This window comes from Humiphilus diazotrophicus, assembly GCF_059726315.1.
Genome location: NZ_AP040870.1, coordinates 100001 through 122841 on the forward strand (window position 1 = coordinate 100001; position 22841 = coordinate 122841).

13 protein-coding genes and 2 rRNA genes (1 of these 15 cut by a window edge) are annotated in these 22841 nt (G+C 51.3%); 7 read left to right on the forward strand and 8 right to left on the reverse strand.

Going from position 1 to position 22841, the window contains the following annotated elements; genetic code table 11:
* The 5 genes from AC6I7T_RS02315 to AC6I7T_RS02335 all read left to right on the forward strand — a co-directional run.
* Positions 1 to 1512 (forward strand): 23S ribosomal RNA (locus tag AC6I7T_RS02315); it begins 1410 nt to the left of the window's first position.
* 183 nt (positions 1513 to 1695) lie between these two features.
* Positions 1696 to 1812: ribosomal RNA gene (gene rrf, locus AC6I7T_RS02320) — 5S ribosomal RNA — on the forward strand.
* A 354-nt stretch (positions 1813 to 2166) separates the two neighbouring features.
* A complete protein-coding gene (gene gltX, locus AC6I7T_RS02325; protein WP_497791674.1) occupies positions 2167 to 3654 on the forward strand; it encodes a glutamate--tRNA ligase in 1488 nt (495 codons plus the stop codon).
* Between the two features lie 170 nt (positions 3655 to 3824).
* Positions 3825 to 4685: a DUF3667 domain-containing protein gene (locus AC6I7T_RS02330; protein WP_497791675.1), complete on the forward strand. Its 861-nt coding sequence runs from the start codon at positions 3825 to 3827 to the stop codon at positions 4683 to 4685.
* Between the two features lie 99 nt (positions 4686 to 4784).
* Positions 4785 to 5348 (forward strand): hypothetical protein, encoded by a 564-nt coding sequence (locus tag AC6I7T_RS02335; protein WP_497791676.1) that lies wholly within the window; start codon positions 4785 to 4787, stop codon positions 5346 to 5348.
* A 6-nt stretch (positions 5349 to 5354) separates the two neighbouring features.
* Here AC6I7T_RS02335 and AC6I7T_RS02340 read toward each other — a convergent pair whose 3' ends face one another.
* The 6 genes from AC6I7T_RS02340 to AC6I7T_RS02365 form a co-directional block, all read right to left on the reverse strand.
* Positions 5355 to 5909, reverse strand: a complete 555-nt coding sequence (locus tag AC6I7T_RS02340; RefSeq protein WP_497791677.1) for an HdeD family acid-resistance protein — start codon at positions 5907 to 5909, stop codon at positions 5355 to 5357.
* 233 nt (positions 5910 to 6142) lie between these two features.
* Positions 6143 to 9736, reverse strand: a complete 3594-nt coding sequence (locus AC6I7T_RS02345) for a glycosyl hydrolase family protein (RefSeq protein WP_497791678.1) — start codon at positions 9734 to 9736, stop codon at positions 6143 to 6145.
* Between the two features lie 821 nt (positions 9737 to 10557).
* Complete coding sequence (locus tag AC6I7T_RS02350) at positions 10558 to 11529, reverse strand: deoxyhypusine synthase family protein (protein WP_497791679.1); 972 nt, start codon at positions 11527 to 11529, stop codon at positions 10558 to 10560.
* A gap of 185 nt (positions 11530 to 11714) precedes the next feature.
* Positions 11715 to 13193 carry an amidohydrolase family protein gene (locus AC6I7T_RS02355; RefSeq protein ID WP_497791680.1) on the reverse strand — a complete coding sequence of 493 codons (1479 nt, stop codon included), beginning with the start codon at positions 13191 to 13193 and terminating at the stop codon, positions 11715 to 11717.
* Positions 13183 to 14703 (reverse strand): N-acyl-D-amino-acid deacylase family protein, encoded by a 1521-nt coding sequence (locus AC6I7T_RS02360; RefSeq protein ID WP_497791681.1) that lies wholly within the window; start codon positions 14701 to 14703, stop codon positions 13183 to 13185. Before AC6I7T_RS02360 ends, AC6I7T_RS02355 begins: the two co-directional genes overlap by 11 nt.
* Positions 14704 to 14774: 71 nt before the next feature.
* Positions 14775 to 16880 (reverse strand): S9 family peptidase, encoded by a 2106-nt coding sequence (locus AC6I7T_RS02365; protein WP_497791682.1) that lies wholly within the window; start codon positions 16878 to 16880, stop codon positions 14775 to 14777.
* A gap of 710 nt (positions 16881 to 17590) precedes the next feature.
* Between AC6I7T_RS02365 and AC6I7T_RS02370 the strand changes: the two genes are divergently transcribed.
* Entirely contained in the window at positions 17591 to 17890 is a 300-nt protein-coding gene (locus tag AC6I7T_RS02370; protein WP_497791683.1) for an HU family DNA-binding protein, read from the forward strand.
* Between the two features lie 101 nt (positions 17891 to 17991).
* Here the strand turns inward: AC6I7T_RS02370 and AC6I7T_RS02375 are convergent, their stop codons facing one another.
* A complete protein-coding gene (locus tag AC6I7T_RS02375) occupies positions 17992 to 18693 on the reverse strand; it encodes a dienelactone hydrolase family protein (protein ID WP_497791684.1) in 702 nt (233 codons plus the stop codon).
* A 600-nt stretch (positions 18694 to 19293) separates the two neighbouring features.
* Here AC6I7T_RS02375 and AC6I7T_RS02380 point away from each other — a divergent pair.
* Complete coding sequence (locus AC6I7T_RS02380; RefSeq protein WP_497791685.1) at positions 19294 to 20439, forward strand: SRPBCC family protein; 1146 nt, start codon at positions 19294 to 19296, stop codon at positions 20437 to 20439.
* 62 nt (positions 20440 to 20501) lie between these two features.
* On the opposite strand, the gene AC6I7T_RS02385 is transcribed toward AC6I7T_RS02380, so the two are convergent.
* A complete protein-coding gene (locus AC6I7T_RS02385) occupies positions 20502 to 22328 on the reverse strand; it encodes a phosphoenolpyruvate carboxykinase (GTP) (RefSeq protein WP_497791686.1) in 1827 nt (608 codons plus the stop codon).
* Positions 22329 to 22841: the final 513 nt, after the last annotated feature.

Below are 22841 nucleotides of genomic sequence, written 5' to 3' on the forward strand. Positions count from 1 at the left end.
TAAGGCGAGGCCGAAAGGCGTAGCTGATGGACATCCGGTTAATATTCCGGAGCTCCCAACTCTCGTTTGACGATGGGGAGACGCAGAAGGATAAGCATGCCGTCCTATGGCTATGGCGGTCGATGCGCGTAAGCTGGTCTATCTAGGCAAATCCGGATAGGCAACAGTGAGGCGCAAAGTAAGCCCGTATGGGTGTAAGATGCTGATTCCACGCTGCCGAGAAAATCCTCTAAGGAGAGTAGTTGGGAACCGTACCCCAAACCGACACAGGTAGACGAGGAGAATATCCAAAGGCGCTCGAGTGAAAGCTTGTTAAGGAACTCGGCAAATTGGCTCCGTAACTTCGGGAGAAGGAGCGCCCATCGCAAGGTGGGCCGCAGTGAAGCGCGTACGGCGACTGTTTAACAAAAACACAGGTCTCTGCTAAGTCGAAAACGACGTATAGGGGCTGACGCCTGCCCGGTGCCGGAAGGTTAAAAGGAGAGGTTAGCCGCAAGGCGAAGCTTTGAATTGAAGCCCCGGTGAACGGCGGCCGTAACTATAACGGTCCTAAGGTAGCGAAATTCCTTGTCGGGTAAGTTCCGACCTGCACGAATGGCGTAACGATCGTACGACTGTCTTAACGAGTTGCTCGGCGAACTTGTAGTACCGGTGAAGATGCCGGTTACCCGCAGCTAGACGGAAAGACCCCGTGCACCTTTACTACACTTTAACTATGATTTATGGCTCTTGCTGCGCAGGATAGGTGGGAGGCTTTGATTCCAGGTTCTCGGACTTGGAGGAGCCAATGGTGAGATACCACCCTGCGAGTGCTGTGACTCTAACCTACTTCCATGATCTGGAAGAGGGACATAGTTAGACGGGTAGTTTGACTGGGGCGGTCGCCTCCCAAAATGTAACGGAGGCGCGCGAAGCTACACTCAGGCTGTTTGGAAATCAGCCGTCGAGTGCAAAGGCATAAGTGTGGTTAACTGCAAGACCAACAAGTCGAGCAGATGCGAAAGCAGGCCTTAGTGATCCGGTGGTTCTGTATGGAAGGGCCATCGCTCAACGGATAAAAGGTACGCCGGGGATAACAGGCTGATCATTGCCAAGAGTTCATATCGACGCAATGGTTTGGCACCTCGATGTCGGCTCATCGCATCCTGGAGCTGTAGAAGGTTCCAAGGGTTAGGCTGTTCGCCTATTAAAGCGGTACGTGAGCTGGGTTCAGAACGTCGCGAGACAGTTCGGTCCCTATCTGCTGTGGGCGTAGGAGATTTGAGGGGGGCTGTCCTTAGTACGAGAGGACCGGGATGGACGAACCTCTTGTGTTCCAGTTGTCTTGCCAAAGGCACGGCTGGGTAGCGAAGTTCGGTTGTGATAACCGCTGAATGCATATAAGCGGGAAGCACGCCCCAAGATGAGATCTCCCTGAAGGGCCCAGAAAGACCATCTGGTTGATAGGCTGGAGGTGGAAGCGCAGTAATGCGTGTAGCTTACCAGTACTAATCGCCCGTTCGGCTTGTCCATAGAATTAACTCTCCGCAGTGCGGCAGAGCTTGATTCTCTAGAGACTTCAAGCCTCGTAGTTACAATCTATTTCGTTTCGAATAAGTTTGTTTGACGCTAGATTTGCAGCTTCTACTAGGAAAAACTACCTAGAACAGGAAGCCGGCTGCAGGAAAAACATCCTGCCAGGCGTCGACCAAGTTTGCCGGTGACCATACCGTGAGGGTCACACCCGTTCCCATCCCGAACACGGAAGTTAAGCCTCACTGGGCCGATGGTACTGCACGAGAAATTGTGTGGGAGATTAGGCAATCGCCGGCATTAAATCTTAAGCAAAAGGCCAGCTCTTTACGAGCTGGCCTTTTGCTTTGCTGCTAAACCGGTCAGCTAAGATCCGGACAGCTTAACTCCGGGCAGCTGATAAATCGGCCAGCCGGTTACCGAGCTCGATGCTCACCCTTCCTTCCTGCATTCACCAGTATTTCCGACCTACTGCTAAACCGATCTGTTTTAGTCCTCCTCCGTGTTGTGACAAGGACCGATTCATCTAGGCGACGACAACATCGGCCGCTTATTCACTCCAAAGCTCCGCTGTTAACTAATCGACTCAGTGAGAGAAAGCTCACAACTGGAAGCTCCACGCTGCTTTTATAATCAAATTTGAAGTTGGCAACTATGACAGAAAAGATCGATCAGACAGAAGAGAATATTCGCGTTCGTATTGCTCCGTCGCCTACAGGCGACCCTCACGTTGGCACCGCCTACATTGGCCTTATCAATTTCCTCTATGCCCGCCAACGAAATGGAAAGTTCATTCTTCGTATTGAAGACACGGATCGCACCCGCTTTGTTCCTACCTCGGAGCAGATGATCTTCGAGGCTCTGAAGTGGCTTGGCCTCTCCTGGGACGAAGGTCCGGATGTCGGCGGTCCCTTTGGCCCTTATCGGCAATCCGAACGTACTGAGATCTATCATCAACATGCCAACCAGCTGATTGAGAACGGAACGGCATATCGTTGCTTCTGCACTCCGGAAGAACTGGAAGCTGCGCGTAAGCGGCAGATGGCTGCAAAGCTTCCTCCCCGCTATCCCGGAACCTGCCGGGAGCTTACACAAGCAGAAGTCGATGCCAATATCGCTGCCGGAAAGCCCTTCGTAATCCGCATGAAGGTGCCTTCGCACGGTTCCACTACTTTCAGGGATGAGTTGCGCGGCGAGATCACCTTCGATCACAACAATGTCGACGATCAGGTCCTTCTGAAATCGGATGGCTATCCGACCTATCATCTGGCCAACGTTGTTGACGATCATCTCATGCAGATCACCGATGTGATTCGTGCTGAGGAGTGGATCTCTTCAACTCCCAAACACGTTCTCCTCTACCAGAACTTTGGTTGGAAGCTTCCTCGTTTTTGGCACATGCCCCTATTGCGCAATATCGACAAAAGCAAGATCTCTAAGCGCAAAAATCCGGTATCCCTCATCTACTACCGCCAGGCGGGCTTCCTTCCTCAAGCAATTCTGAACTTCCTGGGACTTATGGGCGGTGGTATGCCGTCAGAGATTAACAACGCCAGCGAGAAGTTCAATCTGGATGAAATGATCCAGCACTTTGACGTAAAGAACATCCGACTTGGCGGCCCTGTATTCGACCTGACCAAACTCAGGTGGCTGAATGGCGAATATTTACGCTCGCTTTCGCTCGATGATTTCTATGCTGCACTGCGATCAACGGTTCTTGCAGATAGTTATCTCAAGGACATTGCAGCTCTCATTCAGACACGCATTGAGACCTTGGGTGAGTTCGGAAATCTGACACACTTCTTCATGGCGGATGACATTTTGCCGGCAGAGGAAGTCTTCCTGCCCAAGAAACGGACTTTGGAAGAGACCCTCGCCTTTGTAGGGGAGCAGCTTACCGTGCTCGAAGCGACCGATTGGACGATTGAGGCTTTGGAGTCGGCGTTGAAACAGCTTGGAGAATCGAAATCCTGGTCGGTTAAGGAAAACTTCATGCTCCTGCGTGCAATTGTTACGGGAAGCTTGATGAGTCCTCCCTTGATGGAGAGCCTGGTGACCTTTGGCAAGGCCCGAACTCTGGATCGTGTTCGCCGCTTCCTCGATGCACAGAAGAAACAGTCCGGGCATAAGAAACAGAAGTAGTTACAATAGGTACCACTGATCAAAAGCAGAGGTTGAGAAGATAGAACAGTCTGTCTCTCAAGCCTCTGTTTTTGTTTTGAACCGCAATCTTCGATCTGCACCTGAACCTAAAAATTCTTTGCCGTTATTCTTAGCTCGAAAATGCAGGCAAGGCCTTTATAATCTGCTACATGGCAAGTACAGAATCAGTCATCGCAGTTGCAGATAAAGAATCGACCCGGTGCAAGAACTGTGGCTCTCCTTTACACGGGCATTTCTGTGCCATGTGCGGTCAGCCTGATAAATCTCTGGATCCTACGCTGCATGACCTTCTGCACGAATTCATCCATGAGTTTGTCCATCTGGATGGCAAGATTGTCTCCACCCTCAAATTGCTTTTATTTAGTCCAGGGCGCCTGAGCATCGAATTTCTGGAAGGTAAAAGGGCAAGACATATAGGGACGATTCGCCTCTATTTGACCACTAGCCTTATCTTTTTCTTGCTTGCAGCTCATTCAGGTGCCAAGCCCAAAGTTCAGGTGATGGATAAGAAAGATATCGATGAGATTCATCAAGAGCTGAAATCTGAAGGTGAGCAGCCTACAACGCGTAAGCATTGGAAAGATCGTATCTTTCATGCGGTAGAGCATCCGGATGAATTCGAACACGTCTTCCTGTCGAACATATCCCGCGTCATGTTCCTTATTGTTCCGCTTTTTGCTTTGGGATTGAGAATTGCTTATCACAATCGCAAGTATCACTATCCCGGCTTTGTTTATTTCTCACTGCACTACCATTCTTTCCTCTTCCTTGCCCTGAGCCTATATCTCCTCGCAGGCTTTACGAAGTGGAGCTTTCTTGAAGTGCTTATCGGTTGGGCTGTAACAATCGCCGTGCCGCTATATCTGTTTTTTGCTCAGAGAAGAGTTTTCGGTGGCTCGAGGAGGAAGACTCTGCTGCGGATGGCTTGCCTGGCGATGGTTTATTTCCCCTGCTTGTTAGCTGGAGTAGTGCTTGCTGCTGCTGCTACTCTCCTGACCATGTCGAATTGAGATAATCCATTTCGGAAGCGCATCCTAGGTTCAGTGACTATATCGTGTTCCGCTCAAGATATTTCCTCATCGTCCGAAAAACGATGATAGGAGATCTTTGTGGCGAGAAAGCTGACTCGACCAACTTTGGGGTGGATTCTGGCAGGTTTGGTTGTCCTGGCTGGGTACTGGATCTACCAGAATCACCTTAGCAGTGATGTAAAGAGGATTTTGACTGCTGCTTGTGATGAATCAACGGTTTCGAGCAACGCAGGGCAATCACTCGAAACGGCCAGGTCTCTCGCGCGCACGAGAAAAGACAAAAAGGTTCTCAAGCAATTCGAGCACATTATCGAACTGCGTAAGGATGTGGTGGAATTCGATGCTCACATCTGGGACAGACTCGATGCTGATCTGCGGGATCTAGAGCCTGCTATTCCTACTCCTTTACATCACCTGCTTGCCATGCGAGCGGAATATCTCCAGAAGCATTCTCCGGTGCCGTCGTCGTTACAAGAACAAATTGATAGGGCAACTCAGGAGCAACAGGCGGAGACAGAGCGTCGTCATCGGCAGGAACAGATTGATAAGCAGCGAACAGATCAGGAGCGTCAAGAGATCCCGATTCTCTATAACGCAATTCGTGCAGAATTAGGGCTTTCGCCAGTAGCATCAAAGCCGTAACCGCTGTTACAAGCTTCCAGCAGCTGCAAATAAGGTTGGATGATGTGTGCGCAGCCAGAGTCCCAGCCTTACATAGAGAATGCCCAGTACAAAGCTATAAATTCCTATGCTCATAGAGATTGTCAGCATTTCCACGATTGGGGCCGCAAGAAAAACTACGCCAAAGAGGATCGATAGAATGCCGCTGAAGAGGAGCGTCGATTCCTGAAAGTAAAGTTGACGTAGTCCTGTCCAGTGGACAATGCGAACGATTCCGGAAAGGACTGCCCAAATTGCCACCAAAGCTAGAAGCACGGAGGTAGTACTCAGTGGCCAGAGGAAGGTGAAGGTTCCGGCGAGAATGCCCAGCAGGCCCTCCAGGACATGCCAGATTCGAAAATGATTAGCTCTGAAGAAGCTTGCAAGCAGATGCACGGCTCCATCGACCAACGCGTAAATCCCGAAAGCCAGGACCAGCAAGACAAGGGTTATGTGAGGTTCTACAAAGCTATAGATGCCAAAGAAAATACTGATAATGCCCCGAAGAAACCAAGCCCACCAGTTTCGAGAATATCGCAGCATTGGAGTATATCTCCCGTTATCCAGATAGATGCGGCGATAATGCCAATGGATTACGCGCATCAAGAGATCCGTAATGGGATGAAGTTTCTCTGAACATTCATTTCTTGGTTGTCCGGCTTATGATGTATCTCTTCAAGAAATGCTGCTGAATAGCAGGACACAGCTTGTTCCAGAGCAGAAAAAGAGGGCAAGCCATAGTTTGGCTTGCCCTAGCAGATTATTAAGGTTACTTCTTACCTGATGTTGAGCAATACAGCGCTTGTGGGCTGTACTGAGACAGTGTAGACACCATTGGAAGCTGAGATGGTCTCGCTATCGGGAGTACCAACGATTGTTCCGTCGATACTGCCATCGAAAGTTTGTCCACCGATCGAAACTCCGCTGGTCGATTGATAGGTGGGAGCCATCAACCTGATAGTCTGAGCATCGCCATGACCTGCAAGCGTTACCGCAACATTTCCGGCAAACGTCTTGTCTTTGTTCAGGATAGCGATGTGAACAACGTTGTTCTTGTCAACGGTAGCCCAAACTTTGATGTTGGCGTTGGTCGTCCCCAGAGTGACGGGAAGCATCTTGGCGTTATTTCCAGCAGCCATCTGGAAGAAGAGCATTCCATAGTACAGCGGACTAACTTCTTGCAGGGTGTAAATGCCGGTGTTTCCTACATTGGCCCTTCCGAAGGTAAAGGCACAGTATGTGCAGCCACTTGCTCCATGCCAGTTGACCCCATCAACACCGATCTTGACCAATTCGAACATGCTATCGACAGCCCACAAAGCGGAGCCAAAAGCATCGCTGATACCGGCGACTCCACCTGTGTCGATCGAGTTCATTTCACCAACGCGGAAGAGCTCCCCGTTCTGATGTGCGGTTGCGATATAGGGTCCGAACATGGTTGCTGCTGCCGTGGAGGAAGAGGGCTGCAGCAGGAAGTCACTGGCGAAGGTTGGATTGCCGTATTGATGGCCCGCGTAGAAGTGGTACGAGAAGATCGAGGTGCTCTGCCATTCCTTCTGCACAAAGGTCGGAATATTGATTACGGTCTTGGGCTCGGTCCAGGCGGTTCCCATGAGCTTTATGCCGCTGGGTAGTACCGGCAGGATGTTAGAGCGCCATGTTGCGTAGTCATTGTAGTAGTCGTTGACAGAATAAGTGCTGGCTCTCGCGCCGCTGTATTGATAGTCATCGGGTTCGTTCCCGATCTCGATGGCTGCTAGAGAACCCGTAGGCATCTGAGCGCTATATGCCGTAGCCTGGTCCACTGCAAGTTGGACATTGTTAGCGCCAAGGTTCACGCCCAGAGTGAAACGTGTACCCATGGCATTCGCAAGTTCTGCAAAGGCCGGAATAGTTTTGTCCGTAGGTTCTCCCGTGGCATCGGTACTTCCTCCGCCAATTCTGATGAGGAAGGGATAGGTGGCTCCATTCATCAGATTCTTCAAGAGCTGGCGATAGATGTTATTGGTGCCGATAGCTGTAAATCCGAGGATGTTCTGGGCATCTCCCCATTCATGCGAGAAGCCGAGGAAGTCCAGAGGAATCTGTTGGCCTGCCTGCGATCCTATTGTGACGGGCACTGTCGCGCCTGCGCCGACTGGAATGAGGAACGAGACGCTGGTGCTGGCGCCAGGATTAGGATTGGTTGCAACAACGGTTACTGAAGTAGCTCCGTTTGCTGGCGTGATTTGAACCTTAACGGTATCCGGAGCAACATAGGTCGTTGTTGCTGAGGTCCCATTTACCAGGATCGTGGTATTCGGTACAAAGCCGCTTCCGGAGATGGTGACAGTATTGGACTGGTTTGCGGCCAAATTAGCAGGGAAGCTGCCGCTGATAACCGGGACCGGGTTTAGCAGAGAGATCTGATAAGAGGTCGTTACCGCAGGATTGGTAATGAGCGCTGCCGTTACCGTTACATTGCTGCTAGCTGGCATCGTGTAAGGGGCCTGGTAGAGACCACTGCCGGAGATGGACCCCCCGCCTTGCACGGACCACGTCGCGTCTGTGCTCCCTGGTCCGTTTGTAATCATCAAATAGAATTGCGTTGTTAAGCCGAGGCGAGCGGTACCTGTGTCGACGCCCTCGGAGTTATAGGCATCGATCTGAATCGTCTTGAGCAAGAGCGGAAGCTGAACGGAGGCGCTGGTGCCACCACCGGGCGCGGGACTGACCGTTGTTACGGTGAGATTGCTGGTGGCGTTATCCGCCAGGGTAATTTGAGCTGTCAGCTGTGACCAGGAAACAAAGGTGGTCGGTACAGGGCTTCCGTTTACATAAACCTGCGTACCTGTTACGAAACCCGATCCCATGACTGCAACCGAGTTGGTCATCGCAGTCTTTACCTGTGTCGGGTAGGTGCTGGAAATCGATGGGACAGGGTTAATCAGTGAAAAGCTGTAGGAGGTTTTGATTGCTGGATTCGCGTTCAGGCTGCCTGTAACAACAACAGAAGAGGAGGCAGGCATTGTCGTCGGGGCGGTGTAATATCCGCTTGTGTCAACAGAGCCTGCACCAGAGGTTACGTTCCAGTTTATTGTCGTATCGATAGAACCGGTGACATTTGCTTGCAGATGAATTCTCGTTCCAAGACGTGCTGTACCGGTGTTTGTGCCGTCTCCGCTATATACGGTTAGCGTGATCGCAGGTGTGGCAATAGGAGCGGAATAGGCGTTGCTGGTTCCGCCGCCGGGAGCTGCATTCTGGGCAGTCAGATTAACCGAGCCTGTCGCAGTACCAGAGACTGGGACCTGCGCTGTTACGTTGGTGAAAGACTGGTATGTTGTCGATACAGCGGTTCCGTTGACAAGAATGACTGTTCCAGGAACGAATCCCGAACCTTTGACTGTAATCGAATTTGTTCCACCCACTGACAGCGGTGAATTCCAGAAGCCTGTGATGCTCGGAACAGGGTTGACGAGGGAGAAGGTGTACGAAGCCGTAATTGCTGAATTTACCGCCAAAGAAGCTGTTACTGTTACGGACGAACTTGAAGGCATTATGCTCGGTGCTGTGTAGTAGCCGCTGGAATCAACCGATCCCGCACCCGAGGTTACGCTCCAATTTACAGCAGTATTGATTGAACCTTTTACTGCGGGAACGATAGAAACCCGCGCTCCAAGCCTTGCTGTACCGGTATTTGTTCCGTCTCCATTATAGGCAGTCAAGGTAATCGTTGGTGCAGCTATCGTAGCTTGGTATGCGCCGCTGGTACCGCCACCGGGAGCCGCATTTTGGGCCGTCAGGCTGATGGATCCGGTAGCTGTTCCTGCGACCGGAACTTGAGCCGTCATGGTCGAGTAGGACTGGTAGGTTGCAGAAACAACTGCTCCATTCGCAAGGATGACTGTTCCTGGAACAAAGCCAGAACCGTTCACCGTAATCGAGTTTGTTCCACCGACAGAGAGGGGAGAGCTCGAAAATCCGGAGACAGCTGGAATCGGATTAATCAGGGTGAAGGTATAGGACGCAGAAACGGAAGTATTCTCAACCAAGGTAGCTGTAACAGTTACCGTTGAGTTGGCGGGCATGGTAGTCGGTGCCGTGTATTTGCCAGCGGTAGATAAACTTCCGGCACCTTGCAGAGTCCATGTCACAGCGGTGTTTGTTGCATTCCGCACAGTAGGAACAATGGAAATCCCTAGACCAAGGCGACCTGTTCCGGTATTAGCACCATCTGCGTTATACGCAGTCAGTAAGATAGTTTGTGTGGCGCTTGCCCCGAAGGCACCATACGCATGCGCGCTTTTCAGGCTAAAGACGGACAGCAGTATGAGGACCCAGGCAGATAAGAGCGTACCACGTGCAATGTTCGAATTTTGATGTCTCATGCCGACTCTCTTCGCTGTTTAGGCTTGAGGGGGCTCGAAAGAGCGTGCCGGTCGAACAAGGCAATGCTACTCGAGTGCCCACTAACATCTGGACACACGTAAGCCGAAGCTGCGTGCGATCAGATGTGCTGGCCAGGGGCACTATCCACGGACGTGCAGAGGCACGTGCTGCCTGCCAAAACATTAGCCAAATAGCAATTAGTTATGTTGTTGAGGGCTATTATGACAGAGCGTCATGCAAATGTAAGAGGAGCCAGGGGTACCTAAGGTAATTAAGTTTCCCTAATGATAATGCTGTGGTACTTACTTTAGCATTCAAAGATATGTTGGCGTTATCGGCATTCACGTAAACTCTTTTAACGCATCTTTCAAATGTTGGCTATCTAAATGGATCTAACACTTTCGGGGTATGGCGGGAATGATGAGTTTTGTAGTTGTTGAGGCTAATCACTTGTCCTGTTTATAGATAGGGATAGGTCAAGTAGCAGTAGGCATGTTACAAACGAGATTCCAATAACACCTTATTGCTATCCGAATACATCTTTTGCATAACCCCTTTCTTTTAAGCAAAGTTTGTTCAAGCATGGAAATAGTCGAGCTTGAGGATAAGGAGAGGGAATCCATTTGCAAGTTGCTCTCAGGTATAGCCTTATCCGTTATTAGTGGAATATTCCATTAGTGATGTACCACTTGTGGAATGAAAGTTAAGCTTTTGTGCGAGCCTCAGCCTTGAGCATTCTGTTTATTCGAAAAGAACGCCCACATATTTGTCTGCGCGGGGCAGCAAACGTGCGGGCGTTCCTGAATGGGAATTATCTAGACTACCAGCCGAGAATGTAGGCGAATACCAGAGGTGCAACGATAGTCGCGTCCGATTCGATGATGAACTTCGGAGTATCGACGTGTAGCTTGCCCCAGGTAATCTTTTCGTTCGGCACGGCTCCGGAGTAGGAACCATAGCTTGTCGTAGAGTCGCTGATCTGGCAGAAATATGCCCACAACGGCACATTTTTACGTTGCAGATCCTGGTGCAGCATCGGGACTACGCAGATCGGGAAGTCTCCGGAGATACCACCTGCGATCTGGAAGAAACCAAGAGGCGTCTTCTTTGTCGTCTCGGTGTACCACTCGGCGAGCTCCATCATGTACTCGATGCCAGTGCGCACGGTGTGGACATTCTTTACATCACCGCTGATGCAATGACCGGCATACATATTTCCAAGCGTGGAGTCTTCCCAGCCGGGGACGAAGATGGGCAGGTTCTTCTTGGCCGCAGCCAGAAGCCAGCTGTTCTTCGGATCGATCTGATACGACTTCTCAAGCTTTCCGGAGAGCAGGATCTTATACATGAACTGATGAGGGAAGAAGCGCTGACCAGCTTTGTCTGCCGCAACCCACTCTTCCAAAACTTCGTTCTCGATACGGCGCATAGCTTCCATTTCGGGGATGCAAGTATCGGTAACGCGGTTCATGTGACGATTCAAGAGACCTAGTTCTTCTGTCGGGGTCAGATCGCGATAGTGTGGGACACGTTCGTAGAAGTCATGAGCTACGAGATTGAAGACATCCTCTTCCAGATTTGCGCCGGTGCAGCAGATTCCATGAATCTTGTCCTGGCGAATCATCTCTGCGAGAGAAAGACCAAGCTCTGCAGTGCTCATCGCGCCGCCAATGGTGACAAACATTTTGCCGCCAGACGAAAGTAGCTTGTTATATCCTTCAGCCGCATCAATAAGGGCGGCGGCGTTGAAGTGACGATAGTGGTGCTTAATGAAAGATGTGATACTCGACATACAGCTCCTTACGTGTTGGGTGCAAACCTAAAGGATAACACAAATTTAACGATAATCCTTCAGGATCCAGACATTGCCAGCGAGAAACCGGATAGCAAACAAACTAGCGGTGAACTCGCCTCCTTAGTCAGGATAAGCAGATCATTCACTGCGATTATTGCAGATTGGTGAATCTCGATAGCTCTTCAGTAAAAGCTGATGAGAACCTTTGCGTGATCGGGACCGCGATCTGTGTTGTCTATCGGTAGTGTATTGAGATTGGAACGTCCGTCTTCTCTTTCGAAATCGTCGATTAGCGCAGAAACTGGATGCGATGGAAGGTGCGTCAATCGTGAATCACGGATTTCCGTCTGCAGTTTCTGCAAATCCAGCTCATTTCCTGCAACGAAAACAGCACTCGTATTCTCGATATCTTCAATCTTCATATCCGGCTTTCCTCTAACGAGCAGCAGGTCAGCAATCTTTCCTGTTTGAATGAGGCCCCGGTCGTCATCTTTTCCTGTAAGGCGAGCGCTGATGGCAGTCCCTGCTGTCAGCGCCTGCAAAGGAGTCAAGCCGGAGTAAACCAGCAATTCCAGCTCATGCAGAGTGGCCCATCCATGATAGGTTCCTGTGACTCCGGCATCGGTTCCAACTCCAATTGGAATGCCAGCAGCAGAGATGCGGCGTATATTCTCTTGTAAATAGCGCCATCGTTTCGTTTGCGGATCGTCGGCAGGGAGTTGCTTCGGGGCGGCCTGAAGGTCCTCAGAGTCTCTGTCGGCATAGGGAATGACCTCAAACAGCCGTGATGAGTCAGGTCTGAGCGCACGTGGCTCATAGGTGGCTAAGGTTGAGACGTATGCCGTTCCACTCTTCTTCATCAAAGAAATGAGCTCATCGTCAATCGGCGCGTCACCCACTCCGTGGGCAAGAACATCGACTCCGGCAAGTGCTGCAATCTTTGCTCCCTGCAAGGTGACGGTATGGGTGAACACCTTGATTCCAGCCTCATGCGCATCTTGAACAATGGCTGAAAGGGTTTCGACATTCATACTGGTCAGATTCTGTCCGCGCCCGTATCTCCATCCATCGGTGAAAACTTTGAGGACATCAGGCTTATAGGGAAGTATCTTTCTCATTGCGGCATGTGCTTCTGCCGGAGTGCTGACCATCTGAGTAAAGAAATCACCCCAGCCAAACTCAGTTCCGTGTCCGCCTGGAGTGCTGAAGCGGATAGCAAAATTCACCTTCGGTCCTGCGAGAATTCGTTCATGCAGAAGAGCGCGCAGTGGGGCAAGCATCTCGCCATAGGAGCTGAAGTCGTTGATGGTGGTAACTCCACACGCCAGATATGCCTTCAGATTCTTCCCGGTGTCGTCGACGCCATCGCCTGCAGAAGAGTTCACATGCGTGTGCAAATCAAAGAGTCCTGGCAATAGGGTCTGCCCCTCGGCCTGAATCACACGTGCGTCTGCAGGAATCCGCAGGTGATCGGATACGTCTGCGATATGTCCATCATGGATAAGAACGCTTTGAACTCTGGCTGGAGAGCCGGTTCCATCGATTACTCGCGCGCCAACAATAGCGATTGAGCCCATTTTTTGTCCTGCAGCAGAGAGGCCGAGAAAGAAGATCAGCAAATATGTGGCCGATTTAGGTGTCAATAAAGATCTAATGTGCATGTTTCAGGACTCGTCCAGCCAGGTTAGGTGTTAGAACTCCATTATCGATAGCGAGTTTGCCGTTCACGATGACATAGCGAATGCCGGCAGAGGGCAGTGTTGGAGCTTCGTAAGTAGCCCGGTCGGCAATTGTCTTGGGATCAAAGATGACGATATCGGCAAAGTATCCGCTCTTCAGAAGTCCACGATCTTGAAATCCTAAGGTTTCAGCCGGCAATTCAGTGCTGGAGTGTATGGCAAATTCCAGGCTGATGACATGTTTATCGTAGACATATCGACGAATCTTTCTTGAATACGTGCCGTATTTGCGTGGATGGCCCTCTACACCGTCGGAGCAGGTCATGACCCAGGGCTGGCGCATGAATGTTTCGATATCACTTTCCTGCATGTTGAAAGAGGCTACTCCTGCTCCGCCTTCCTTGATGATGGAGATTGCCGTTTCGATTGGTGTTTCCTGTCTTTCCTTCGCAATGGCTGCAAGGGTTTTCCCTTGTGTCGATTTATCTGGCGTAGAGGTGATGAGCAGTGAATCGGCGCCTCCTCGGCGTAGCATATTCTTCTCCATCTCTTTGTGCAGTCTTGGACGGATGGAGGGATCGTCGAAGCGCGCTAGCATCTCGTTACGGCCTCCTTCTTCTGCCCATCTCGGCACCAAAGAGGCGATCAGACTTGTTCCCGAAGCCGTGTAGGGATACTGACTTGCTGTAATGTTGAGTCCCTCTGCCCGTGCCCTTTCGATGTGCTCAATGACTTCCGGACTCGTTCCCCAGACCTCTGCACCCAGAGCCTTAATGTGCGAAATCATTACGGGAATATGAGCTTCTTTGCCTATAAGAATGGCTTCGTCGATGGCGGCAAGCAGCCCTATGGAGTATGTGCTTTCATCTCGAATATGAGTATCGTAAAGGCCGCCATTCGAGGCCGCTACTTTGGCAAGTGCGACTACCTCGTCTGTCTTTGCGAAGTTGCCAGGTGCATAGTAGAGGCCGGAGGAGAGCCCAATAGCACCCTGCTTCATTGCGCTCTCCACTAATTCCTTCATGCGAGAAATCTGATCGGGCGTCGCCTGTGCGTCAGACAGTCCCATTACTTCACGACGCACCTCCCCCTGGCCCACGAAGATGGCTGCATTCGTTCCGATTCCTTGCTTCTCCCACCTGGAGAGGATTTCACCTGTCCGAACCGGACCTTGACCATCGTTTCCGGTAACTACGGTTGTGACCCCCTGCGTTAAATATGCATCGTTGCGATTACGTCTGGGATCGAGGAGATCTGCGGTTGTATGTGTATGTGGATCAATGAATCCCGGAGAAACAACAAGGCCGTGGGCCTCGATTATGCGTCTGGCACTTCTGTTAGTGCTGGCTTCAAGGAAGACAATCCGATCACCAATGATCCCGATATCGGTCTGTCTCGCCAGAGATCCGGAGCCATCGATAACAGTTCCACCATGAATCAGAAGATCCAGCTTTTGTGCATGAAGATGCGTCTGGCCCAGAAGTAGAGACAAGCATCCCGTAAGCACAAAACGACAAAAAGATCGGTTGTGCAATCGCAGTCCTCCAGGGGAAGAGGTATCTCTTATTTTGCCTTTGCAACAGGAAGATTCATCAAATGCCGTTCGAAGAAATCTGCCTCTGCCTTATATGCGGTAACCCAGGAACGATGCAGCAGAAAACCATGTAGTTCATCGGGAAAGATGAGCTCTTCATATTCCACCCCATATTTTCTCAATAGGCTGGCGAGCAGTACTGTCTGGAAAAAGGGGACATTTCGATCGTCATCTCCATGGATTAACAATACAGGAGACTTCCAGGTGCTCATGGAGGAGACGGGGGAAGAATCCCATGCTGACTGGAGTGCCGCATCATTTGCACCAGGAATAGGCTTCGCTTTCCACCCTGAAGGCGGCATCCACTCATGAACTCCGTGCATGTCTACTCCGGCAGCAAAGATGTCGGAGGCACGTGCCAATGCCAAGGCCGTCATAAAACCTCCGTAGCTGCCGCCCCATGCGCCAATGCGGGCCGGATCTACATCCCTCCTGCTACGAAGATACGTACCTGCTCCCAGTACGTCGTTGTATTCACTGGCTCCGCCTCGTCCGTAATGTAAGGCTTCGCGGAAGTTCAGACCGTAGCCGGTACCGCTGCGGTAGTTTACCGAGAGCACGATGTAGCCACGGCTGGCCAAGTACTGGTTCATGGCGTACGCATTCGAGTAATAACGCATCGCATGAAAGCCCAACAACATTTGGCGTTGCGAGCCACCATGAAAGAAGACAAGAGCAGGATGCTGCTTGCCGTCGTTGGCCGTTGAAGGAAGAAAGAGTTGCCCATGGAGAGGTAAACCATCCTTCGCAGGGAAGAGAACCTGCTGAGGTGTTACGAACTTTGCTCCTGGATATGCTGCGGGAATTAATTCCGGTACAAAGTCCTGTAGCTTTCCATTGGCCTGGATCCATGCAGGGCGAAGAGGGGTGTGCTCGTCGGCCCGCAGCATCGCAATTGTTCCATTTGCTTCAACAGGTTGTACTTCAATTCCAGTACCGGGAGTCAGTTCTTCCGGATTGCCACCTGAAACGGAGACTTTCCAGATGTGGCGGCGATCGATATCTCCCTGGTTGGAGGAGTACAGGATCGTCTTGCCGTCGTTACGTAGAATCGGATCGTCAATCTCGAACTCGCCGGGAGTAAGTAGAGCGGGTGTTCCGCCCGCCACTGGAATGGAGTACAGATGACACCATCCATCGCCTTCCCAGGGAAAGACGAGGAGGTCATCTTTTGTCCAGAAGAGTTGAGTTCCTGAGATTTCGTAGTAGGCACTCCCGCGGCCCTGTTTTGCCTGCCAGACCATGCGTCCTTTACCGGTTGCGGAATCGGCGATGCGAAGTGACCAGGGACTGTCGGTCCTTCGATCTTCCATCCAGCCTCCGTTCGGGTGGGAAGGCGTCCGAATAAAAGCGATCTGGCGGCTATCCGAGGACCATGTTGGATAGGCATCCTCATCCGTGCTTGGATCGAGATACACAAGCTGACCTGCCTCAAAATCGAAGACGCCGATGAAGCTGTGGCTGGGACGCTCGCTGACGAAAGCCAGCGCATGTCCGTCGGGTGCCCAAACTAGAGACGATATCTCTCCTCGTGTGTGGAGTAGCTGTTTCGGCTGGCTCTGTGGATCACGCAGATCTACAACATAGATCTGTTCCTGAAGGAGAAAAGCTAGCTGATCTCCCTTGGGGGAGACAACCGGACTATATCCTTGGCTCAGCTTTCGGGGGGCTCCTTCTGCTGTGGAGATAAGCCAGATGCTCTGTTCGATTCCCTCTGGATTGAGGGTGGGATTTGGAACGGAGCTCGACGGATATTCTTCGTCTCCCCCACGAACGTAAACGAGCTGTTCTGCGTTGGGAGTCCACGCGATCTGATAAATATCCTGGCCGTCATCCTTGTCGTAGTGCGTGAGTTGGCGTGTTTTGAACCGGCCGCCTTCCTGGAGTTCTGACAGCCAGAGGTTCCGCTTGCCCTCCTGATTTTCTACCCATGCGAATCGATTCTTTGTACGGCTTGCCACCAGGGTTGAGGCATACGGTGCGCTCAGAGCCTGTTCGAGAGTGAATTCCTGTGCTTCGGCAGCTATACCGGCAGACAACAAGACGGCTAGCGCGCATATGAGAGAAATACGCATGGGTTCTTGTCCTTGCAATGAATCGTAGGATGCGTTCGTCTTCCTGCGTCCTCACATAAACCGCCGATAGGGCACCAGGAGGGAACAAATTACGACATGGGGAACAAATGTTCCTATTGGGTCGGATCATATCTTTCACGGTTTGGCGGGTCAATGAAGGAATACCGCGGAAGGATTGCTCTGCGTGAGTAGGGTGGAAGAGCGGTTAAAGGGACAAGCAGTAATCAATAAGGGAAGCGCTACCTCTCGGGATTTGGAATTATTCCGATACACAAGAACTACCTGTATCCTCAGTACTCATGCGGCTCAGCCTGGAGCAATAGGGTAAACCTGTTGACCTGACTTTTTGATTTTTCCGTCTTTAGAAAATGGATGTAAAGGGAAAAGGTCAACAGATTTCTCGTAGAGCGAATAGCTCTATACCGCTATATGACTGTCGATCAAGGACCTTTTCCCGTGGGGCGGCAGGCCGTCAGGGAGTCTCTCTGACGGTGCAGAGCTGGCGGATTCTTAGCGCTAAGCGCCCTTCGGTTGTGCGGAAAATCTTCTCGAATCGTCCCTTGGAATCCACAATCGCCACGATCTATGCGGTTCCCCATTGTATTAGTTGAGACATCCCCCTGATTTTTCGCACGATTTCCTGTGTTCGGGTTATAGTGTCGAGGTATTGTTTAACAGCAGTACCTTTTTCAACTAGGAGAAATTAAGTAATGGCAACAACATTCACCAAGACGCAGCTCGTAAAGCACTTTGCCGAGAAGCTGGAGCTGACCAACAAACAAACTGCAGCCGCCTTCGACTTGCTTGCCGAGACCGCGGTGAAAGAGACCAAGAAGAACGGTCTTTTTGTGATTCCTGGGATCGGACGTTTGGTGAAGGCGGAGCGTAAAGCCCGCATGGGCCGCAATCCCCAGACCGGCCAACAGATCAAGATCAAGGCCAAGACCGTCGTGAAGTTCCGCGTCGCCAAGGCTGTGAAGGATGTCATTGCTCCTTCCAAAAAGAAGTAGCTCAAGAGTTCGGGTAGGTCCTCAAAGCCTACCCACTCTCATCCTCAAGGTTTCTTCAGCTTGTTTGGCTGCCCGAAGGCCGTAGTGGGTCTATTGCCTTTTTAGCTATTCACGGCGCGGGGAGCGCCTAACTGATTCAGGCGTGTCATCCATTCTGCCTGGAGATAGTTCTCAAACCAATTTGCGCTATGGAATGCGACCTGCTCCAGCTTGCCAGGTTCAGGGAAAAGATGGCTTGCCTCTGGGATGACCTCGAATCTTTTAGGGACATGTAGCTGCGCATAGGCTACCCGATTGAGATAGAGAACCTGAACGTCGTCTCCGCCCACAATCAGCAGGGTAGGGGAAGAGACGCTTGATAATGCGTCCTCTGCCAAGTCCGGGCGTCCACCGCGAGAGACCACCGCCGCAATTTGTCCATGTTGTGCTGCGGCAACCAGCGTGGCTGCACTGCTGGTACTGGCTCCAAAGAAGCCAATAGGCATGGATACAACGTCCGGTTGATGTTCCACCCACTCCGCGGCTGAAAGTATCCGCTCCGCAAGAAGAGGAACATCGAAACGTAACTCAGCCTTCCGGCAATCGATTTTTTCGTCTTTTGTGAGTAGATCGATCAGCAGTGTTGCCATTCCCCTTTGCTGCAGAACCCCAGCGACATAACGGTTGCGATGGCTATAACGACTGCTGCCACTACCATGAGCAAAAATGACCACTCCAAATGCATTTGCAGGAATCACGAAATCACCGGGAAGAAACTCGCTGCCTGCAGGTATCTTCGCTGATCGGAATTTGAGATTCTGCATCTTCTATGCTCCTTCTCTTTACACTTGGAGAGATTTTATGGAGTGCATATTAGCTTCTTGCTATTTTTGCTTCTGATGATATAGAGAATAACGCTAACCATAGTAAGTGTGTTGTCTAAAAATATCCATGTTATAAATGCTGATAACCGAAATCTGATATCTTGCGGTCTAAATTACGAAGCCTGAAACTTGCCTGCCACGCTCCATGAAGAGTTGATGCATAAAATATGCGCGATATATCACTGCGATGCAACCTTTTTAAGGGGCGCCAAAGGTGGTAATGGATGTTGTAATCGCTGCTAACATCTCTATATTCAAGGAAAACGCTGCTGCTGTTACTTGCTCGGATACTTTAGGTGTTGTTTTACATCATGTAAGACACTATCTTTCCATGTATGTCATAGATGGAGGTCTTTATTGCCTCGGCCCAAGAAAGCTGCTCCTCACTGTCCACCGTATGCCGGTGACCCTATCTGGGCGTTCTTCTTGAAGAGTTGATAGCTACTGGCTATCTGTAGGAAATTGCAAGCATCGAAAAATGTAGAGCTTGCTAGTAGGAAGGCGGGCAATCGCTCAAGATTGCTGCAGAAAGGAGTGGATATGGACTCATACAAAAGAACCTGCGGTTTCCTGGCTGGCGCGGTAGTCGGCGCACGCCTCATGTATATGCTCGATCCCGACTCCGGTACACGACGGCGCCAGCACGTGCGGGACAAGGCCGGACACCTTCTGCGTGTTTGTGCCGATGCTGGAGGAAAATTCGTACGAGATCTAGGAAACCGGGCTCGTGGGGCAATCTCGAAGACTCTTTGTGCAATTACGGTAGAGCAGGTATCGGACGAGGTCTTGGTGGAGCGCGTACGAACCAGGTTAGGACGAATTGTGTCCAGTCCGAGTTCGATAGATGTTGTGGTAACGCACGGCAAGATTATGATTTCAGGAATTATTCCTGACCGAGAGATGGGGGGCTTGATTCCTCGTCTTTATTCTGTACGCGGAGTGAAGTCTATTGAGAACCGGTTGACTATCCAGAAAAACACTGCGGGGCCTTCATCGTTCCGCGGCCCGTTGCCGGAGTGGAGGCAGCAAAGATGGTCACCGACCGCGAGAGTTTTTGCTGGCGCGGCAGCAATCATGGCACTCCGCCAGGGATATAAGCAGGGGCCGAAGGGATTCCCTCTCGCAGTTGCCGGTGGCAGTGTTCTCTTGCGTGCAATAGCGAACCGCCCATTGCGGGGTGCCCTGGGGTTGACGGAAGACCGGCATGGAATCGAACTGGAAAAGACAATCGAGATTCATGCTCCAGTGGAGAGGGTATATCGACTCTGGTCGAACCCTGAGAGCTTCTCGAAGCTGATGTCGCATGTAAAAGAAGTTCGGAAGATGGCAGACGGAGTTTATCACTGGACGGTAAGTGGTCCTGCCGGCGTTTCAATTTCCTGGGACGCAATGATGACGGAGTGTGTGCCAAACAAGATTCTTGCCTGGGAAAGTATTCCAGGAGCGAAGATGCAAAACGCCGGAATTGTTCGCTTCAATCCGACTGCCAGCGAAGGTACTCGCGTACATCTTCGGATCTCCTATAACCCTATGGGCGGTGTCGTGACTCATACCTTGGCATCGCTCTTTGGTGTCGATCCGAAGCGTGTTTTGGATGAGGACCTTCTTCGGTTGAAGTCCTTCTGCGAAGAAGGGAAGACAACAGTTCACGGAAAGACGATAAGCAATCAGGAGATCCCCGTATAGCTCAAGTAAATCTGCAATTTACCAGTGGAGGGCCACCAGACCCTCCACGATAGCTGGCATGGCTACAATCGACAGATCAGCAGTTCGCGCTCGTAGATCATCTCCGGGGGAAGATTGTCATGCAGGGCTATAAAGAGCTCTTCGTGACCAATAACCTCGGACTTCCACAAAGCGCGGTCTATCCGCTGCAGTTGTTCGAACTTCTCCCGCGGAAATTCAAGCCCTTCCCACTGAATATCTTCATAGTAGGGAATCCATCCAATCGGAGTCTCTTTGCCATGGGCGCGGCCGTGAATCCTGTCGATAATCCACTTCAGCACACGCATGTTTTCGCTGAAGCCCGGCCAAAGGAATTTTCCGTTTTCGTCCTTGCGAAACCAATTGACGTGGAAGATGCGAGGAGTAGCCTCAAGAGACTTCTGCATCTTAAGCCAGTGGCGCCAGTAGTCTCCCATGTGGTATCCGCAGAATGGCAGCATTGCCATCGGGTCGCGGCGTACCCGTCCGACTTCGCCGTTGGCTGCAGCTGTGGTTTCCGAGCCCATTGTTGCTCCAACGTAGACGCCTGCACTCCAGTTGAAAGCCTGGTAGACCAGCGGCATCGTCTTCGAGCGTCTACCCCCAAAGATGAAGGCGCTGATAGGCACTCCTTCCGGAGACTCCCAGTCGGGATCGATGGTGGGACATTGTGAGGCAGGAGCGGTGAATCTCCCATTGGGATGTGCCGCAGTTGCTCCCGTCTGCTTGGCGATCTCCGGCGTCCATCGTTGACCTCGCCAGTCGATGCACTCAGCAGGAGGATCGTCCGTCATCCCCTCCCACCACACTCCACCCTCCGGAGTCAGGGCTACATTCGTAAAGATTGTGTTCTTGCGTAGCGTAGCCACGGCATTGGGGTTGGTCTTGGCGCTTGTCCCGGGAGCTACGCCGAAGAATCCGGCTTCAGGATTGATGGCTCTCAGCTGACCTTTTTCGTCGGGGCGAATCCATGCGATGTCGTCGCCTACCGTCCAGATCTTCCACCCTTCAAAGCCATTCGGTGGAATCATCATTGCGAAATTTGTCTTGCCACAGGCGGAGGGAAAAGCCGCTGCCACATAAGTCTTTTCGCCCTGAGGATTTTCCACTCCTACAATGAGCATGTGTTCCGCCATCCATCCCTCGTCGTGAGCAATGTTGGAAGCGATGCGTAGAGCGAAGCACTTTTTGCCGAGTAGTGCGTTTCCGCCGTATCCAGAACCGTATGACCAGATCTCGCGGGTTTCAGGAAAATGGACGATGTACTTCTCGTCATTGCAGGGCCACGGAACATCCTTTTGTCCTTGAGCCAGAGGAACTCCCACCGAGTGCATGCAGGGAACTACCCGTTTGATGTCCTTATCGATTTCGGCAAAGACAGGCATGCCGATACGGGTCATGATTCGCATGTTGACGACGGCGTAGGCAGAATCGGTTAGCTGGACACCGATCTGCGAGAAGGGAGATCCTACCGGTCCCATACAGTAGGCAAGCACGTACATGGTTCGACCCCGCATGCAGCCGCGAAAGAGCTGTTTAAGGCGGCGTCGCATGACGAAAGGTTCTTCCCAGTTGTTGGTTGGTCCGGCATCATCTTTGGATAGAGAGCAAATGAAGGTACGTTCTTCTACTCTGGCCACATCTCGAGGATCGGATCGGGCATAGAAGCAACCCGGCCACAGATCCTGATTGAGCCGCGTGAAAGTTCCATTGGCAACTAATAGATCACACAGGTAGGAGTATTCCTCATCCGAACCATCAATCCAATGAACATAGTCCGGCTGTGTGAGTTCGGCCATCTTCTCGACCCAACGAATGAGGTGTTTATTGGTAGTGAGAACTTTGGTCGAAAGGGAAGTATTTCGTGCCATCTAGTAGACCTCCGATCCGAAAGATAAATGAAGGGCTCGGTCACGCCGTGTGGCCCTCCGAAATCTGGGACCATTCCACTATGCGGTGCTGAAGGTGCTTCTGGCAACTGAGATGGTCCGAAGTGTCGCTCAATCCGAGAGGTCCTTGATTGGCATGTTCTGGCGACACTTATGGTTAGGAGGGGGAGAGAACGAGCGTTGCTCATTCTGCTTCAGCTAGAGCATTTGAGTTTCTGATATGGTCAGTATCGAAGTCCAAAAGCTCTAGCTGGGTAAAACTATTGGTTAGAAAAGACTTGGGCGACAAATTCTTTGTTTGGCTGGAAGATATTGCCGCAACGCCTGCAAAGGTAAGAAGATTCCCAAAGCCATCTATCCCGAGGCCATCGAGTCGAGTTGTATCTGAGATTCACGATGAGGCGCCAGGCGAGAAGAATGGGAGGAGCGATAAGGGTGAAAGTCATCATCAGAAATATGCCCAATCCCATCTGCCGCAAGCTAGGATCGGTAGCC

Bases quoted from the DNA above. Each gene is read 5' to 3' on its own strand.
- gltX (WP_497791674.1), top strand. From the start codon at position 2,167: ATGACAGAAAAGATCGATCAGACAGAAGAGAATATTCGCGTTCGTATT.
- AC6I7T_RS02330 (WP_497791675.1), top strand. From the start codon at position 3,825: ATGGCAAGTACAGAATCAGTCATCGCAGTTGCAGATAAAGAATCGACC.
- AC6I7T_RS02340 (WP_497791677.1), bottom strand. From the start codon at position 5,909: ATGCTGCGATATTCTCGAAACTGGTGGGCTTGGTTTCTTCGGGGCATT.
- AC6I7T_RS02345 (WP_497791678.1), bottom strand. From the start codon at position 9,736: ATGAGACATCAAAATTCGAACATTGCACGTGGTACGCTCTTATCTGCC.
- AC6I7T_RS02350 (WP_497791679.1), bottom strand. From the start codon at position 11,529: ATGTCGAGTATCACATCTTTCATTAAGCACCACTATCGTCACTTCAAC.
- AC6I7T_RS02355 (WP_497791680.1), bottom strand. From the start codon at position 13,193: ATGCACATTAGATCTTTATTGACACCTAAATCGGCCACATATTTGCTG.
- AC6I7T_RS02365 (WP_497791682.1), bottom strand. From the start codon at position 16,880: ATGCGTATTTCTCTCATATGCGCGCTAGCCGTCTTGTTGTCTGCCGGT.
- AC6I7T_RS02370 (WP_497791683.1), top strand. From the start codon at position 17,591: ATGGCAACAACATTCACCAAGACGCAGCTCGTAAAGCACTTTGCCGAG.
- AC6I7T_RS02375 (WP_497791684.1), bottom strand. From the start codon at position 18,693: ATGCAGAATCTCAAATTCCGATCAGCGAAGATACCTGCAGGCAGCGAG.
- AC6I7T_RS02380 (WP_497791685.1), top strand. From the start codon at position 19,294: ATGGACTCATACAAAAGAACCTGCGGTTTCCTGGCTGGCGCGGTAGTC.
- AC6I7T_RS02385 (WP_497791686.1), bottom strand. From the start codon at position 22,328: ATGGCACGAAATACTTCCCTTTCGACCAAAGTTCTCACTACCAATAAA.